General features: G+C 41.4%; 11 protein-coding genes and 2 tRNA genes. 5 read left to right on the plus strand and 8 right to left on the minus strand.

Going from position 1 to position 17,963, the window contains the following annotated elements; translation table 11 throughout:
- Positions 1-4 precede the first annotated feature (4 nt).
- The 4 genes from AB4135_RS11855 to AB4135_RS11870 all read left to right on the plus strand — a co-directional run bounded on the left by AB4135_RS11855 (position 5) and on the right by AB4135_RS11870 (position 6,904).
- Entirely contained in the window at positions 5-868 is an 864-nt protein-coding gene (locus AB4135_RS11855) for an HlyD family secretion protein (protein ID WP_371993079.1), read from the plus strand.
- 12 nt (positions 869-880) lie between these two features.
- Positions 881-2,272, plus strand: coding sequence for an FUSC family protein (locus tag AB4135_RS11860; RefSeq protein WP_371993081.1), 1,392 nt, complete (start codon positions 881-883; stop codon positions 2,270-2,272).
- Positions 2,273-2,718: 446 nt separating this feature from the next.
- Positions 2,719-4,401, plus strand: coding sequence for a hypothetical protein (locus AB4135_RS11865; RefSeq protein ID WP_371993083.1), 1,683 nt, complete (start codon positions 2,719-2,721; stop codon positions 4,399-4,401).
- A gap of 403 nt (positions 4,402-4,804) precedes the next feature.
- Entirely contained in the window at positions 4,805-6,904 is a 2,100-nt protein-coding gene (locus AB4135_RS11870) for a carboxylesterase family protein (RefSeq protein WP_371993084.1), read from the plus strand.
- 802 nt (positions 6,905-7,706) lie between these two features.
- Here AB4135_RS11870 and AB4135_RS11875 read toward each other — a convergent pair.
- The 5 genes from AB4135_RS11875 to aspT form a co-directional block, all read right to left on the minus strand.
- A protein-coding gene (locus AB4135_RS11875) for an IS3 family transposase (protein WP_371993086.1) occupies positions 7,707-8,815 on the minus strand; the annotation gives its coding sequence in 2 pieces (ribosomal slippage) (positions 7,707-8,563 and positions 8,563-8,815; 1,110 coding nt in all).
- 247 nt (positions 8,816-9,062) lie between these two features.
- Complete coding sequence (locus AB4135_RS11880) at positions 9,063-9,491, minus strand: hypothetical protein (protein WP_371993087.1); 429 nt, start codon at positions 9,489-9,491, stop codon at positions 9,063-9,065.
- Between the two features lie 19 nt (positions 9,492-9,510).
- Positions 9,511-10,689, minus strand: coding sequence for a patatin-like phospholipase family protein (locus AB4135_RS11885; RefSeq protein WP_371993089.1), 1,179 nt, complete (start codon positions 10,687-10,689; stop codon positions 9,511-9,513).
- 268 nt (positions 10,690-10,957) lie between these two features.
- Complete coding sequence (locus tag AB4135_RS11890) at positions 10,958-12,577, minus strand: bifunctional aspartate transaminase/aspartate 4-decarboxylase (RefSeq protein ID WP_371993091.1); 1,620 nt, start codon at positions 12,575-12,577, stop codon at positions 10,958-10,960.
- Between the two features lie 98 nt (positions 12,578-12,675).
- Complete coding sequence (aspT, locus tag AB4135_RS11895) at positions 12,676-14,379, minus strand: aspartate-alanine antiporter (protein ID WP_371993092.1); 1,704 nt, start codon at positions 14,377-14,379, stop codon at positions 12,676-12,678.
- 790 nt (positions 14,380-15,169) lie between these two features.
- Between aspT and AB4135_RS11900 the strand changes: the two genes are divergently transcribed.
- Positions 15,170-16,165, plus strand: a complete 996-nt coding sequence (locus tag AB4135_RS11900) for a bifunctional oligoribonuclease/PAP phosphatase NrnA (RefSeq protein WP_371993094.1) — start codon at positions 15,170-15,172, stop codon at positions 16,163-16,165.
- A gap of 114 nt (positions 16,166-16,279) precedes the next feature.
- On the opposite strand, the gene AB4135_RS11905 is transcribed toward AB4135_RS11900, so the two are convergent.
- From AB4135_RS11905 to AB4135_RS11915, 3 genes are all read right to left on the minus strand, one after another.
- Positions 16,280-16,356: transfer RNA gene (locus AB4135_RS11905), tRNA-Asp, on the minus strand.
- Between the two features lie 83 nt (positions 16,357-16,439).
- Positions 16,440-16,516: transfer RNA gene (locus tag AB4135_RS11910), tRNA-Asp, on the minus strand.
- 126 nt (positions 16,517-16,642) lie between these two features.
- Positions 16,643-17,962, minus strand: coding sequence for a TIGR03503 family protein (locus AB4135_RS11915; RefSeq protein ID WP_371993096.1), 1,320 nt, complete (start codon positions 17,960-17,962; stop codon positions 16,643-16,645).
- Position 17,963 lies beyond the last annotated feature (1 nt).

The following is a 17,963-nucleotide window of genomic DNA, read 5'->3' on the forward strand; positions in this document are numbered from 1 at the left end:
TTCAATGTTTAAACGTTATATAGTTACGCTGTTAATTGTCACCGCTGCTTTGGGCATAATTTACCAGCAATACCAAACATACTTAGCTAACCCCTGGACACGAGATGGACAAGTACGCGCCCATGTTATTCAGATAACTCCCAGAGTTACAGGCCAAATAATCAACATGTTGGTAGCTGATAATGCTCATGTTAAGCAAGGCGATCTGCTGTTTGAAATAGACCCTAGCATTTACCAAGTTAATCTCAATAAAGGGATTGCTAGTCAAAAGCAGGCTGAAGCCTTATTAGCGAAAGCTAAGAATGAGGCTCACCGCGCTGTTAATCTCGAAAAGTTGACGCCTGGAGCACAATCAGAATTAACGTTAAACAACTTACAAAATGCTATTGAAACGGCTCAAGCTAACGTATTACTTGCAAAAGCACAGGTCAATGAAGCGACATTAAACCTTAAGTACACCCAAGTAACAGCGCCTACTGATGGATACATCACCAACTTAAACTATCGAGTGGGTTCGCAAGTCATTGCCAACTCCCCTGTTGTTGCGTTAATTGATGAATCAAGCTTTTGGGTTGAAGGCTTTTTCAAAGAAACAGATCTCAACGACGTCAATATCCATAATAAAGTTCAGGTCACACTCCTTATGCATGACGACGAGATACTCGAAGGCGAGGTGCAAAGCATTGGCTACGGTATCGCAAAATCCGATGGCAGTACTGGCAACTCTCTATTACCCAATGTAAACCCAAGTTTTCAATGGATAAGGCTCGCCCAAAGGATCCCAGTCAAGATAAGACTTAGCGCTCTTCCGCCCAAGTTACAGTTACGTGTAGGTATGACTGCATCGGTCAAAATAGTAAAATCTTAAAGTGAGAGTGTTATGCTAAACCCCTCAACAAAAGAAGCCATAAAAATTTCCCTATCTATTGGTTTGGCCATTGCTTTAGCGTTGCTATTTCAATGGGATAAACCCTACTGGGCGGCTGTCACCATTATTGCTATCTCCGCGAACGAGACATTTGGTCATGGAGTAAAAAAAGGTCAGCTACGCCTACTAGGTACACTCATCGGTATCTGCATTGCCCTGATACTGATCAGTCTTTTTTCCCAAGATCAATTTATTTTTATTAGCCTCTTTGTGGTATTTTTGGGCATTAGCGTCTTTTTTAGTAACCACCTAAAATACGGCTACGCATTCACAATGGCATTCATGGTCTTTTCGATAGTAGCGATGATGGGCAGTGCCAGCGGCGAAGTTTCATTTAATATCGCTATATTAAGGATTCAAGAAACGACCCTGGGTGTGCTGGTGTATTCAGCGGTATATCGTTTTCTATGGCCAACGACAACGGAGTCCATTTATTTCGATACCTTGAATATTGTCACTAAGCAGTTTGAAGCGGCGTATCTCGCGCTCGAAAAGTCGTTAGCCGACAGTAAACGGCTAACGAGCAACTCCGCTGTACCTATTAGCCAAGTGCAAGTTGATAGACTTAATGAGCTGTTATCACTTCCCTTAGTGGCCAGTTACCGACTACAGCATCACAAAGCTAAATGGCAGGATATAACCAATGCTTGTGGCCACACTGAAAAGCATATCCAACGCTTAAATAGTCTTATAACCGCCGTCAAATGTAAGCAAACACTCAAAGATAGCCTTGAGCAGCTGCAGTGTGAACTTACTTTACTCAAAAAAGCTATTGGTGGAGATAGCGCCGACATTAAAATGTTAAATGAGTATTGGAACGAACTCGCTCATAATTCAAAACAGAACCTTAGTAATAATCCCAACCCAAATTTATGGCAATTAAACCTTAGAAAAGCATTCACGGCCATGGCTATCTCTGCGACTTGTTTCGGATTATGGATCTATTTCGCCATTCCTAGTGGGCCTATTTTCCCGCTCATTGGTGCCGCTTTGGCCAATATAACAGTGCAAATGCCTGGCTCGCTGATTAAACAAGCACAATGGGTTGCTCTGGGTTGGGGAACACTTTTTATTGCCCAATACAGTTTATTATTACCCCATATTACTGAGCTTTGGCAACTCATCGCTTTTTATGTGTTCAATATGTTGTTTATCTATGGTTTATGCCGTAAACCGTCACTTGCAGTTCATCGAATGTTGGGCGGCAACCTGCTGCTATTGATGACCATGAATGCAATGCATGGAACACCACAATATGACATCATCACACCCGTTTTAATGTTAGTTATCATGTTGATATGCTTATCGATATCACATTTCTATGTTCGCTTATTTCAAATTTAAATGGTCTAAATAGTATCCTACTTAATATTGAAATACCCATGGATACCTAAGCTGCTTAGGTATCCAAATATCTTAGTTTTGACATATAGCCATAAACGCCATGTAGATGTTCTTCACTCTCTGTGAGGGGCATCAATAAGTCAGTCTTGATCATTTCGATATAAAACTATTTATAACTATTCACAAAGACAATAAAGCCAATAACAACATCACTTTCGCTTCTACCCTACCCTACCATTTTGCTATTGAAGGGTGGCGTCCTTCATAGACGATTCTCGCTTTTTTGAATTTGTTCATAAAATACCCCCATCACAAGAGGCGAGCAAAAGCTTCACACAAATACTTTAACGAACTGAACTTGTTTAAAAATCTTATAACGGATTCAGTTTCTAATACCAGATTTCAATATTTAACCCGCCATAACCGGCAATATTAAAGGTAAAGCAATGCAGAATATTCACGCTCGACTCGTTAACAATGTATCTATAGCCGGCACAGTGCTTAAAACGATACCTTTGACCATCGCGTTGACTATTGGCCACTACGCCACTGCAGCTGACATAAATGAAATAAATACCCCCGTAAATACCAAGCAACAAAGTATTTTCGAACAATACGGTATTTCTGATGATATTTTACAACTCGGCTTAAGCTCTCTTTCTAACGGCGATCAACTGGTCGAGCATGTTCAGCGCCGGATAGAGGTCGGTGATGAAGTGACTGACTCTGCTGTATTCTTAGTTCAAAGCATTGATAATCGGGGTAATATCGACCTTAGAATCAAATATGATAAAAATAAGTTAGATACTAAAGAAGATGTTATCGGAAATATTGAGAAATTAACAAAAATTGAGTATCGCTTAAAAAATTATTTGGACAGCTATGATAAATCCTCAGTCATCATTAATAACGTTTCTCCGCAAGAGTTAGAGATTAGCTTTAACTATTCTAAATACGGGCTACCACAAGATATTGCCTATTTCAGGTTTATGCGCGTCAAGTTAACAGTCATGAATGGTAAAGCAACCAAAATGGTTATTACCAATACTAAGCCCTACGATTATGATGGATATCGAGTTGAACATTATTCACAAAACCTTGAATTTACAACGCTAGCTAGCGGAAAAACCGTAATGAAAAGCAAAGTGATTGAGGCAAGCGGCAAACAAGGTAAAAAAGCGGTTAGTTATCGCAACACCATTACACCGGTTGCTTTTTACGACGATGTACATGGTGTAATGGTGATGGATGAAGGCTTACTTTCTACCGTATCAGATCCTCGTATTCGTGAAGAGAAAGTAGATCTTGATAGGCTATTTCCACTCATGGGAGATTTAGTACGCCAGCAAGGTATCGATGTCCCTTTGCCATTTGGCTTCTCTGTGGCATATCGTAACCAAAATATGGATGTAGGTTTTGACTCTTTTAATATTATGGGTGCTAATTTGGATGATTTTTTTGATCCTTCAAGTTCAATAGGAACGGTTAACGCCGAAAGCTATACGTTTAGAGCCGATATGAATATTTTACCATTTTGGAATGTCTTTGGCTTTGTCGGCAATGTGAACGTAGATGCGGTTGTTGACGCTCAATATACCGGTAAAATGAAAGATGTCTTTGAGGATAAGCTCGGCGTTGTCGGGGGTAAACTCGCCTGTAGCGCGATAGCAAGCCAAGGTGTGGATGTATGTTCGCCGGGAGAGCTTAGTGTCCCCTTGCACCTTGAATATGATTTAGCTGGAGTCGGCACGACACTGTCTGTTGGTTATAAAGAGTTTTTTGCTTCGGTAACGGCGACTTACTCTAAAACGCGTTTAGATGGCCAAGAAAACTGGGGCGATAGCATTATTACTGTTCAACCCATGCTGGGCTATCAATTTCTAGATTTTCGCGCACAAGTGTTCATAGGTGCGGAATACCAAGGCCTAAAGTCATCAATGACCGGTAACCTTGGCTATATCGATGCATTAGGCCGTGATTTTACTTATGATGTTGGCGTGGAACTCAATCAGTGGGCCTACCTCATTGGATTTAACAAACAAATAGGCCGCAATTTAAACTTAACCGGTTTATACAATAAAGGGGAAACAAGAAACTCCTTTACCCTCAATCTTGGTTATCGATTCTAGCACCAAGCTCTATAATACCATCGTTTCAATACTCCTTCGCGACTCAGCCTAACGCTGGGTCGCTTTATGTCTACAGTAAAGAAATCCCCCACAATATTCGTTATTTTGAGTCGCTCGGCTTTCTCACTTTATACCAAGGTTCATTCATAAAATCAGACTAAAAAGTCTAATTTCAACAAAGTACTCACTCTTAACTAGCCCTCGTCGATTTGACAGTAACTTAGGCTCAACTTAAGAGGGTTTCATCCTTCATAGGTGATTACGTTGTGATTAAAAATAGCACTATCATGCACCCATAGATTGAACCAGATAATGGCGTTTACACGATTCAATTCTAATACAGAGAGTTGAGTGTCATTTCTACAAGATCAAAAATTTAATGAACTGTTACATGGAGTCTTTAATGACCACGCTTTCACGCCTAGCATTTGCTGCATTTATTTCACTATCGTTAGCTGCCTGTAGTGATGATGACAAACCTGAAAACACCGATCCTTTACCTGAACTCCCTGAGCCGGTAGAGCCTTTACCAACGGAACAAATTAACCTAAAAATAGGTGACAGTAATATAAAAGCGTTAAAAGAATCAGTCGTAGTCAATGATCTTGACGGTCAAGCAACCCGAATCGAACTCGAATCTTTTAAAGGGATCCCATACGCTACCGCGCATCGCTTTTCCCACAGTGAAGTCAACGCTATTGCATCCATCAATGACGCAACAACCTTTGGTAATTCTTGCCCGCAGAATCGTAAAACAACTCAAACACAAGCTGAGGATTGCTTGAACCTTAATATTTGGCGCCCAGAACATACCGATGCGACAGCTTCGTTACCCGTGTATGTCTTTATTCATGGTGGTGATTTTGAGACAGGCTCTGGTGCTGAACCTCTTATCCAAGCTGATAATGTAGTAGCTCAAGGGGCACTAGATGACAAACCTTTTATTGCGGTGACATTCAACTATCGCCTTGGCCTTTTGGGCAGTTATTGGGTTGATGGCAGTAAACAACCAGAAGGTGGTAATTTTGGCTTAGGCGATCAAAAGCGTGCATTAGAGTGGGTTAACAAAAACATCGACTTATTTGGCGGAGATCCTAAAAACGTTACCGTAATGGGGCAAGGTGCTGGTGCGATGTCCGCTGGTATTTTACAACAAAATCAGAGTAAAGAGAGTATTACGGGAGATTACTTTCAACGTGCAATAATGCAAAGTAACCCCTATGGTTTTGACTATAAACCTTACGAGCAGGCGCAAGCCTTTAACGATAAACTGCAGCAGTATGCTGTCGACCTGTTCGGTGAAAGTGCACCGATTTTATCACTCAATGATCTCGACATTGAGCAGATCATGCAGTTACAAGCAAAAACACTGGCTCCCGTACAAAAAATCGGCGCATGGTCTGGTTTAGATTGTATCGATACCAACGATTTGGTAGGTAGTGGCTTGTGTCTTGCCGCTAAGTTGGATAGTAAAAGTACCCCGCTGTCTCATTTAACCCCATTTTCGCCTTACATTGAGTATCGTGCAAAAGGTTTTCTGAAGCCCGAAATCAGCGGTTACCATTTAATCGAGCAGCCAGCAAAAACTGATTTTACAGTACCAACGGTTATCGGTTTTAATCGTGATAATGCAGCCACTACGGCATTCTTACCGAGTCTAACGTCATTGGTCCCAACTCTCATTCAATCGATCCAACAGATGAATGATACGCCTAACGATATTGGCCTATCAGCGACTGAGATCCAAGCTTGGTTAGCATCTCAGCAGAACCTTGATTTGCTGGCACAACAACTTGATCAACTCACACCGGATGAGATCACCGCGCAGTTAGAATTAGGCGATATCCTTCCAGACACCGCTTACCAAGCAATCAGCAAGTTTTTCTTTGGTTTAGGTAATGGCGAGCTCATCAATAACCTTTTAGCATTGACTGACTTCGCGCCCAATGCTGAAAGTGAATTATCGGGTGCAACGACTAACATGACGCAGTTTAATCAATTGGTTAATGACATGACCTATAGTGGTCCAGCTCATGTTAAAGCCAAACAAAGTAGCGATAAAGGACTTACCCCTGTCACACTATATCAGTTCAGCTATAAAGCGAGTTTTAATAGCTGGACAGTATATAACGAAGGAGAAGAGATCTATCTTAACGACTTACTGAAATCGATTGCCTGCATAGGTAAAATCTGCGATGGAGCGGAGTTACCCTTTATGTTTAATCAACCGTACAACATGGCCGGTAGCCTGATAAAACCAAGCAGTGAAGATACTGAGTTAATGGATAAGATGTCGCGTCTTTGGTTTAACGATGAATTATTTTCCAATAATCAGTATGATACTGCCACTGATAACGTTCTTGTCATTGACTCTGAGTCTAATATTCGAGCAGTCACTCAATGGGACAAAACAATGCAACCAGGTATTGACGCAAAATTAAGAGATGGACGTTTAACTGGGCTTGATAATCAAGGGCTGATATTTGGTTACTTTGACAACTAATAGTTAAATATCGCGTCATAAAATAGCGGCTAGCGTTTGTGCCAGTCGCTATCAATAAACCAACGAATATCACGAAGTGAATTTAATTAAGATGTTGATTTAAATAACAAACGGCGCTCCAAAACCTACTTCAACTGACCTCCATTTCGCCCCATCTCCTGTTTATGTATAAAGCATTGTAACCGTTGCTGTTCTATACTTTTAAATCAAAATAATTTCAGCAGTACGATAGGTGTAATACCCATCAGTATAAGAAGTTGATCTACTCAGAGCGTTTTTGGCACGCTAACTCAAGGCAGGCTAATTCAAAGTGAATAATGACATAATGGTTGTTCCCTTATGAATTTATTTACGCAGAAGTAGCAAGCCAAAACACTCCTACAGGCGAGTTTTAGCGACTCTGATGCTGCGTTAATGAACTTGAACCTAGATTAACTATGCTCTTTCATTCACTGCAAACCACATGGCCTAGCATGTTCCTGACATGCTTAAGGCATTCCCTCCATCCCTGGAGGTCAGATGTGGTGAATGTCATTCATGCACGACTATATGGATATAGGAGGTACGAGACCAAGGATGGTCGAAGGTAGAATAATGCAGGAGCAATTATCGAGAGTAACGCAGGAGCAGTTACCGAGGAGCAGTTACCGAGGAGCATTTAATGACCTTACCTCAAAGCCACTAAACTCTCGCTGAGCGATCAAATCTTTATACTGATTGGTATAATTTTGATAAAGACTAATGTCGCCATGTCCCTATATCACCCAGTGCACCCACTGTTGCAGCGGTAATCCCCCCATTTTTAATGGAGTTCAGAAGTAGACTTGTTAATTTGGGCTAAACGCTGCATGGGGGTTATTCCTCCCAATGCCATGTTTGGTCGTTCATTGTTATAAACCCAAAGCCATTCAGTTGCAAAGTTTTGTAGCTCGGTCACAGAGTCAAACAGGTAATGAGATAGCCAATCATAACGTACAGTTCTATTGTAGCGTTCGATATAGGCGTTTTGCTGAGGGTTGCCTGGTTGGATATAGCAAAGCGCTATTTGATGCTTCTCAGCCCAAGCTACAAGTAAACTGCTGATATACTCAGGCCCATTATCACACCGTATAGACTTCGGTTTTCCACGCCACTCAATGATCTGCTCAAGTGTTCTTTGCACACGGATTGCTGGCAAAGAAAAATCCACTTCGATAGCTAACCCTTCTCGATTAAAGTCATCGATCACATTAAATAATCTGACTGAACGGCCGTCTGCAAGTTGATCATGCATAAAGTCCATTGACCAACATTCGTTGGCTTTTTCAGGTACCGCTAGTGGCTGTGGTTTTTCACGAACCAATCGCTTCTTAGGTTTGATACGAAGGTTTAACTCAAGCTCACGATAAATTCGATAAACACGTTTATGGTTCCAACCAAAGCCTTTGACGTTACGTAGATGAAGAAAGCACAGGCCAAAACCCCAGTTACGTTGGTTGTTCGTCAATCGAATTAGCCAGTCAGCTATGACAGCGTTTTCGTCTGAGTTTTTAGGCTGGTAGCGATAGCAACTTTCGCTGACGTGGAAGGTGCTACAGGCCAAACGGATACTCACTTCCCTAGAGCTTACGGCGTTCCTTGCCATCTCGCACCGCAGAGACGGCTTTACCACTTTTTTGCCATGGCTTCCTGGATCAGCTCGGCTTTGAGTCGCTCTTCTGCATACATCTTTTTAAGGCGACGGTTTTCATCTTCTAGCTCTTTAAGTCGTCCCATTAACGAGGCGTCCATACCGCCATATTTGGAGCGCCATTTGTAAAAAGAGGCGCTGCTCATACCGTGCTCACGGCAAAGCTCTGGAACAGGTGAGCCTGCATCAGCTTGCTTAAGAATTGATAGTATTTGGCTGTCGCTAAATCTTGATTTTTTCATTGAGAATCTCCTAGTTACAGATTACGAGAAAATTCTACTTATGAACACCGTGGTTTTTCGGGGGGATTACCCGGCGAGTAATCATTAGCAACAACCCGCTTGGTTAATCGGTAGATTAAAGCGATTATATTTCTACTAAATTATCAAGCGACCGAATGGGATTGGTATAAAGCACTGCAGGTTTAGTCACTGAATGGTAATGTAGAAGTGCATAGAATAAAGCCCGCATAAGAGCGGGCTTTGAGAGTTATTTATACTCTATTACTTTCGCGACAAAGTTAAATTCTCCAGACTGTCCGTGATAATCTCGGTATAAATCAACAGAGAAAAATCTAGGCGTATCTAGATTAATCCTCTTTTCAATCTTTCGGCTTACAGTATCAATATCTTTTTCACCATAAATGTAAAATTTACTCGCTTGTTCAAGCTTGAACTCTTTAGCTTGTTGACGACTTACGTAGATCTCGCTAAACCTCTCTAGAAGAAAGCCCTTGTATTCAATCGACTCATAACTTGCCTCCTCATCAATCGTGACAAACAATTCACCTTCTTGCTTGACCGTGATCAGCTGTTCCATATTTTGCTCAAGCTGTGTTGTGTCAAGATCTTGTGCGGAAACGCCACTGACATAGCCGGCTAAAGTAAGAACGCAGATATTAATAAGTGTTTTGTTCATGTTGGTAACCTAGGTAAATTTATGGAACTTCAGTGTCCCAAAGTTTATTGTGTTCAGCTTTGCGATAACCATAATCATATAAAGCTTTCATGTACTGCAGATCAAACATATCTTTTGTTTCTTTGACGACATCAAATTGTTCATCAATATATGTAAAGGCGAGGTTTAAGTTGCTCATTTTACTAAAGTAAATCATTCTATAGAGATCCCCTTTCGCTTGCTGCACCGTCATACTGGTTAAACTTCTACTTAATAGTTCAACACCTTTATCCTCCGTTGCCTGATAAGGTACCTTGAGCATTCCATTACGGATCACGTGCACCTGTGGTTTCGTCGTAAGTCCGAGGGCTTTGTTCACTTTGCTATAATCGATATTAACCACCTCAAAAAACATTTGAACAGTCAAGCCACCATCAACGTGCAGCTCTTCTAATGCTTGTCCATTGTGGTTAACCTCAATAAACTGTGGTGGGAATACCCCGGGTATTGAAGCGCTTCCAGCAATAATTTGATGGATCAAAACGATTTTATTAGGTAGGTCACTTTCAGCAATACGACCGATGTTCCAAACAACTAACTCTTCGGAGTCGAAGTGTGTTGTTCCGATAAATAGACGCTTGCCCGCTTTATGCTGCTCTGCAATTAACGCAATCATTTCTGGTGTATATACGTTCTCAATAAACTCATACATTTTCTGACCATCTGTAAATGCGTCTCTAAAAATAGTATTGAGAAAGTTCTCCTCCCCTAGGATCATCTCGTCATTGATGCTTAACATGACACTCTTTAAGCGTGAGATCTCTTGCCCGCCGACAAAGACAAAAGGCGCAATGAGCGAACCCGCGCTGATCCCCGTGATCACGCTATACTCTTGCAATTGATGGTTATCATAGAGACCATTAATTACTCCAGCACCGAATGCACCATTAGCTCCTCCACCAGATAGCACCAGAATATTGAGCCTATCCCCATCGACTCTCAGCGGAGTGGTACCGTCTATTTCGTTGAACAAAAAGTCGGATGAGTCATCGGCCCATACTCTATATGGTTCGCCATCATGAGTATCATTCACCGCCTCAAGTGTCGCCATTCGGTAGTTCTCTTTACTCACCCGATTATCTAACGTGTGTGTTGAACTGCATGCCGTGACAAACATCGCTAAAAACACGATGATTATTGAACCTTTAGTACGAACCATGAATAATTCCTCCGCTAAGATCACTTGTTGCAGTAGTGACATTAATTGTTAATAGGCGACAATTGCTCCCTGCTGAAAACGCCTGTGCCCAAATGAATAATGCGAACTGTAGAACGCGGTATATTGTTCAATAGTGTAAACGGCATGGTGGTAAACGATTAATCGCATATGAAGGATTAACCCCTCTTAAGGCGCTAGTTTTCCGTATATAAAAAAGGATCCTTCTCAAGCAGGATCCTTTTAAATACCTTGAAAATGTTTTAACCTTTTAGGCTGTTAGCGAGCCTGTATATTCAGTAAAGTAGTCATCAAGTACAATGCGAGTTTCTTTTCCTATCAACTCATATTCGTGATGTGTGAGGTTGGCGAGTGATACTCGTACAGATGAATGCACCACATCAAAACCTTTACCAGGTAGCAAAATCACGCCAGTTTTATGAGCAAGGACAAACAGAAAGTCTTTACCCTTGCCATTCGCTTTAAACCACTCAACAAATTCAGCGCCATATAACTTGCCACCGAGAGTATCGAGCTCAAGCAAGGTGTAGTAATCAACACGATCTTCATTCGCTTCAACTTCAATGCCCATATTTTTATACAAGGTAATATAACGTTCACGAATAATACGCTTACAAGCGGCTTTATAGTTGCCTTCGATGTCCATTAAACAACTTAACGAGAACAATGCCATTTGTACTTGCTGTGGTAATGATAAGCCTGCGGTGTGATTTAATGCGACTGCACGGCTATCAGCGACGATACGGTCAATAAACTTCACATCACGAGGTTCTGGCGTCATGGTTTTATAACGATTATCCAATTGCTGCTGGTGGGCTTCTGGTAATGCACGCATAGCATCATCAAATACGTTTTTGTGATGAATACCAATGGTGCCTAAACGCCAGCCTGTCGCGCCAAAGTATTTAGAGAATGAATACACACATAAAGTGTTGTATGGCAGTATCGCAAACAACGACACAAAGTTATCAGCAAATGTGCTATACACATCATCAGTAATAATGAATAAGTCACTACGTTGAGTATTCACAAAGTCAGCAAGTCTTGTCATGGTGTCATCAGAAAATTTCACTGATGCCGGATTTGCCGGGTTCACGACACATAACAGCTTAATGTCTTTGTCAGCTAATTTTTCAATTTCTGACTGCGGTAACTGCCACGTTTCTTCATCTAAACGAATTTCTACAACTTCCAAGTCATACTCAGCAAGCTCAGGTATTTCTAAGTAAGGCGTAAAAATGGGTGTTGTTAAGGCAATTTTATCGCCTTTTTTAAGTAAACCATTATGGAACATAGTTGCAAATGTATACGTCATTGACGCTGTGCCACCTTCAGTAGCAAATAAATCAAAGTCTTCATTCATTGGCACAGTGCCATACATCTCTTCACCAATGTACTGCTTAACCACTTTTTCGATATTTGTCAGCATACGCGGAGGCACTGGGTAGTTACACGCTAGGTATGCATTAACAAATTCGTTAAGGAATACTTGCTTTTCAATACCTAAACGATCTTTTGCATAGCTCACTGCTTTTTGTAAAAACTGTACGCCTTCTTTTGCTTTATTCGCTTTAGCAAAAGTATCAAAGCGTTCAACAATCCCTACACCATCAGGAATACCACCAAAACCTTCGTTTAAATATGAGTATGTGCGCTCAGATTCTTCAATCGCGAACTCACCTAAACCAACAAATGCTTTACGAGGCAGTGTCGCTAAGAAGTTAGGGTTACCACGACCTGCATCAAGTAGAGCGCGGTCTGGCACAGATTTAGCGACATCAATCAGTTTGTCTTTAAGTTCGAATGGGCTTAAGTCTGCGAATTTTGTGAAATCTATTGCAGCAATAGCTGGCGTATGTTGAGTAGTCATAATATGCACCTTTATTGGCTTAAATTTTGTAAATTGAACAAATTTGGGTAACGTCCGATGCTAGGTGGTTATCACTAACACCGGCCGTCTGAGGTTAACTAGCTAGCGGAGATAATGCCGACAATGATTGGTCCCCAAAGGGTTAGCAACACATTGGCAATGGCGTAAGTCACAGTGAATGAGAACACTGGAGTGGCATTACCTGCTTTTTCAAGTAACGCTGCAAAGGCGGGGTTAGCACTACGGCCACCACTTATACAACCTAGCGCTTCAATTGGGTTTCGAATGTTAAGCACGTAATAATTGAAAATGAACGAAACAATCTGTGGAATGATGGTCACAGCCATACCTAAGAACAACAAAGTTAAACCATGCTCTTTAACGGTATCAATTGCTTGTGGACCTGCTTGTAGGCCAACAATGCCGACAAATACTGCTAAACCAAAGTCGCGAATAAAGTTTGTTGCACCTAGCGGCAAGGTTGCGATATTCGGTTTACGACTTCGTAACCAGCCCATAAATAGGCCAGAAATTAAACAACCAGCACCAGAACCTATCGTTACCGGGATCCCAGCAATTTCGAAGTGAATCAAGCCAATTAATAAGCCTGCCACCATACCGATACCGAAGAACACATAGTCAGTTGCAAAAGCAGAACTCAAGCGTTTACCGATGTTTTTTTCAACACGGTTAATATCAATGGCAGAACCCGTTAATTGGATAATGTCATCTTTATGAACCACTAGATCAGGGGTGATAAGTTGTGAATTTCCGCCGCGGATCACGTCAGTGATATAAACGCCACGACGTGCATCCCTATTGGTTTCAGCTTTTATCTGCGCTAAGGTTTTACCGATAAATTTGGCGTTTTTAGCGACTAGCTGACGATTCTCTTCAATCAGTGATGTTTGTGCAGGCAAGGTCACTTCATGACCTTCAGCTGCAGCATTACTCGCAATCGTTTGTCTACGACCAGTCAGTACAATTACGTCACCAACTTGAAGCGCTACAGATTTGTTAGTTTCAATGGTTTGACCATCACGAGTCACCATTTCAATAGCAACATCTAACAAATCCCGATTAACTTCTTGAATATTTTTACCAATCAATTGACTCTGGCTATCGAGTTCATAGGCTCTAGAGACTAAATCGGTGATAGCGTTGAATTCACCGGGTGCTAGCTCAGGTTTACCCGTTGATAATTTATCAGCTAATTTCAAGGCTTCTTCACGAATATCCCACTTCATGACTGAAGGGATTAACCACGACACCATTAAGATTGGGCCAAGTGAGCCGAAGATATAAGTCACTGCGTAACCGACAGCAACGTTGGTTTGCATTAAGCTTTTAGCTTCTTCAGTGACACCGCCTAATTTGGCAATAGCATCACCTGCTGTACCTATAATGGCTGACTGGGTTAATCCACCAGCGGCAAGGCCTGCTGCAGTGCCACTATCAAGATCAAAGAACTTAGCTGCGGCGAGTACACAGACTAAACCAGTAACGGTCATCACCACTGCCGATAGCAGAATGTTGATCGTCTTAAAGTTGAGCGCACTAAAGAATTGTGGCCCGCCTTGATAACCTACTGCGTAGATAAACAATGCGAAGAAGATGGTTTTTACACCTGGGTCAATCTGCACACCAAATTGACCAATTAAGACCCCCATCAATAAGGTTCCCGCGACACCACCAAGGACAAAACGGCCAATAGTGATTTTGCCAACGGCATAACCCAATGCGAGCGTAATAAACAGCGCAATATAAGGTGATATAGCAAATAAATTTTCAATAATATGCATAATTATTGTTGCCTAGAGTTTTAGGTTTAAAGAGTTTGTTTACATTTTTGGTCGAACTCAGTGACTCATCACTGGCTACGGCGGGCATAATAGAGACTAATGAGCAAACAAATTAATGCTGTTTGAAGGACCGAACCCATCAAGTTAACGAGTTGACTTATTTAAAGCGGGTCAGAAGTGGGAACAACACAGTCTAATTATGTCTCTTTTAAAGTCACCCTAGACTGGATTAGGCTTAACTTTTTACTGCAATTTTTACTGCAATAGGATCAGGTTAGAGTGTTATAAAGCTTAAAATGAAGTTCAAGGTTAAAGGTTTATAACGGAGCAACTTTACTATTAACGGGGGATTTACCAAGCTTCAAAGGAGTAATTAATGATCTGAGATCAATATATTAGACAGTGTCGAGAATGATAGAGCACTGAGCAAACGGGCGTACTACTAATTTATTACTGATGGAGCATTATTTCACAGCCAATGATGACTAACGACTAGGTCCCTTTCACGAAACACAATCAACATTATTTGCAGGTAAATCAAAGCCTCAACAAATAACCAAAGCAATGGCAAACTCAAAAAAAATAGGCTATTGTCGGTAAATAAACGGAATTGTGACTGTCAAAGCACAGTAAGAATCAAGGATGAGGTTTGCGGAGTATATTTACTCGAAGTGATAACACCTCTTAATTGACCCTTACCAATGTATTTCAGACTAAAAGAAGGCTGTAGTGTTATGTTGTTGAGGCTATAAAGTTACTCCGAACACTTATTAATAATAAAGTAAAATATATGATTAAAACATCGGCATTAATTAATTTTGTACAACGGTTATCTTCTTTACAGCGTGTTGTTATTCAAGCTCATGATTACCCAGATCACGATGCCATTGCTTCTGCCTATGCCATGTCAGTACTACTCAAAGAGCTGGGGATTGATGCAATTATTGTTTATAACGGCGAAATTGACCGTATATCATTATCTAACATGATTAAGTGGCTAAACATACCAGTGAGCCATTGCAGCAAAGCTCAGCTAACCACCATGGATAAAATCATTACCATCGATGGTTGTATTGGCGAGCGCAATGTCACCGATATGACGGGTGAAGAGATAGCAGTGATTGACCACCATGTGGTTACCCCACCAAATAATTTATGGTTTAGTGATGTAAGAGAAGACTATGGGGCTACGGCAACGATATTGTTTGAGTATTACCAAGCTTTCAACATTAACATGTCTAAAGACGTTGCTACTGCATTATTAGTCGGTCTTAAGATTGACACCGCACATATGACCCGTGGCGTTTGTTCTGCTGATCTAAAAGCCTTTGTAATGTTCAATCAACAGGCAGATTTGGCATTAGTGAATAAAATCTGTCGCAATGAAATCACTTATTCGGAGCTCAACTTATTTGAGCACGTTTGCCAGTCAGTAAAACAAACTGACGGTGTGGGGCTTGCAACGGTGTCGATTGATTGCCCAAAAAACATGCTAGGTATTTTAGGTGACTTCTTACTGACGGTTAATGAATTAGATGTTGTGGTCGTCGCACAGTCCAGTCAACGTGGTATTCAGCTCTCACTGCGCTCAGAATGCCAATATGTTGATGTTGCTAAGGTAGTGAGAGAACAACTAAACATTAAAAACTTTGGTTTTGGTGGCGGCCATCCACACATGGCAGGCGGTATTGTATTTAAAGATTTTTTCAGTGAATTCATCACAGATAAAGAGCTTCACTTATCGCCAATAATAGATTCAATTTTAGCTTTGAGACGCAGTGCTTAAACAAACTCAAATCAGCCAATAAAGAGTGTAAGTCACAAGATTACACTCTTACTTGCAACAAAAGTTCAGCAACGAAAAAAGCCTCTGCATTTCTGCAGAGGCTTTCGTCTTTATTGGCGGAACGGACGAGACTCGAACTCGCGACCCCCGGCGTGACAGGCCGGTATTCTAACCAACTGAACTACCGCTCCAAAACTCTAATAAAAACCAATTATCTTAGTTCTTATTCTATTCGTTATGTCACTAACAAATAGCTTAAATTTTAGCACTTGATTGGCGGAACGGACGAGACTCGAACTCGCGACCCCCGGCGTGACAGGCCGGTATTCTAACCAACTGAACTACCGCTCCACATCAAGTGCGATGAATAATACGTAGACTGTTAAACTCCGTCAATAAGTTTTTGCAGCAAACATTACTAACCAGCTAAAAAACACTCAATTTTGATATTTAACGTACAGCATTCGTGATTTTTGTTTAATTTCCAGTTTTAGGTTCATCAAAATCTTCCGGCATCATCAGATCAATCTCATCAAGCTCCATAGTCATCTTCTGTTGACGGGACTCTTTATCTATTCTTGCTTGGGTTGCAGCTAATGCTTTTTTCAAATTACTCCGTTTACGGACAAACAGTAAAATCAAAATGCCCAAAATAAGTAAACCCGTATTGATAGTAATCAACCAAAATATTGCATCTTGTTTTGCTGAGTCTTCTGCCTGCTTAGCGAGTAATTCAGCCTTTGCCGCAAGTTCCTCTTTTGAAGGCGGCGGCTCTGGCGGTTTCACAAAATTAAAAAATAGCTCTGGCAAGGTCAAGTAGATCTCGCGCCCAGCTTTAGTGGTGCTCACTGCTGTTAACTTGATTCGATAACTACCAAAGTCATTAACAGGTTTTAAGTGAAACCGACTATCAGCTTCAGTAATATCTGAAATTGTTTCTAATAACCGCATTCCAGCAGGACCGACTATTTCAGCTTCTATGTGCGTTTGCGATAACAACAACTCATTGGCATCTACGGTGAGGTGCAGATCCCACCGACCCGCTTCAGCGCTTTCTGGCGCGACAATCTCTACATTAATAGGTCGTGTTGACAAGGTAAATGCTTCAGAATATTGGCGCTCAAGCACGGCGTTCTTCGCATCGACTTGTAAAGTATAACCGCCCCAAGCTTGGGTTAGGTTTATTTTACTGGTAAAGATCCCGTCATCAGGAGTTTCATCAAGCTTTTCACCATTGTCGCGATAGTTACCTACAATAAAACTGCCAGCGGCAAAGTTTTCATCACCTGGATTGTTGTCGCTGATAAATTTCGCCGTCCAACTCATCAGGTAATCTAAGCCTGGTAAGCGAACTTGCTCATCATCCCCAATCAAACGTGTTGTTAGCTTTAGACGTTCACCTTGGTAAAGAGGTTGTGGGATAGGATCAACGTCGATTGCAAGTTTGGAGACTTTATCGATAACCGACCCTTCTACCACTCTCCCAATAAGCTGCCAAGGACCTGGCATCGGGTTTTCAATGGTGATCATATCCCCGGTCAATCCATCCATCCACTTTACAGATTCTGGGTGACGACTGGCGTACCATTTACTGCCATCTGGCTGCACCACAATCACTGGTGCACTGCCGTATTCCCGTTGAATAAGCAAGGTGACACTATCGACCATATGGTCAATTCTAAAACGGTTTTTTAATTCAGAAGCTTGAGATGAAAGAATGACGTCAGCAATGGCGATACGGCTTAGCAAAAGCCCAATAAGTATCGCCGCCACATATGTTGTTACGCGTTTAATCATA

Origin of the sequence: Shewanella sp. 10N.286.54.B9 (genome assembly GCF_041468565.1) — a bacterium.
Classification (GTDB): Bacteria; Pseudomonadota; Gammaproteobacteria; order Enterobacterales; family Shewanellaceae; genus Shewanella.

What these genes read in the sequence shown, in the direction of transcription:
- AB4135_RS11885 (WP_371993089.1), bottom strand. Translation starts at nt 10,689, where the DNA reads ATGGTTCGTACTAAAGGTTCAATAATCATCGTGTTTTTAGCGATGTTT.
- aspT (WP_371993092.1), bottom strand. Translation starts at nt 14,379, where the DNA reads ATGCATATTATTGAAAATTTATTTGCTATATCACCTTATATTGCGCTG.
- AB4135_RS11890 (WP_371993091.1), bottom strand. Translation starts at nt 12,577, where the DNA reads ATGACTACTCAACATACGCCAGCTATTGCTGCAATAGATTTCACAAAA.
- AB4135_RS11865 (WP_371993083.1), top strand. Translation starts at nt 2,719, where the DNA reads ATGCAGAATATTCACGCTCGACTCGTTAACAATGTATCTATAGCCGGC.
- AB4135_RS11900 (WP_371993094.1), top strand. Translation starts at nt 15,170, where the DNA reads ATGATTAAAACATCGGCATTAATTAATTTTGTACAACGGTTATCTTCT.
- AB4135_RS11870 (WP_371993084.1), top strand. Translation starts at nt 4,805, where the DNA reads ATGACCACGCTTTCACGCCTAGCATTTGCTGCATTTATTTCACTATCG.
- AB4135_RS11915 (WP_371993096.1), bottom strand. Translation starts at nt 17,962, where the DNA reads ATGATTAAACGCGTAACAACATATGTGGCGGCGATACTTATTGGGCTT.
- AB4135_RS11880 (WP_371993087.1), bottom strand. Translation starts at nt 9,491, where the DNA reads ATGAACAAAACACTTATTAATATCTGCGTTCTTACTTTAGCCGGCTAT.
- AB4135_RS11855 (WP_371993079.1), top strand. Translation starts at nt 5, where the DNA reads ATGTTTAAACGTTATATAGTTACGCTGTTAATTGTCACCGCTGCTTTG.
- AB4135_RS11860 (WP_371993081.1), top strand. Translation starts at nt 881, where the DNA reads ATGCTAAACCCCTCAACAAAAGAAGCCATAAAAATTTCCCTATCTATT.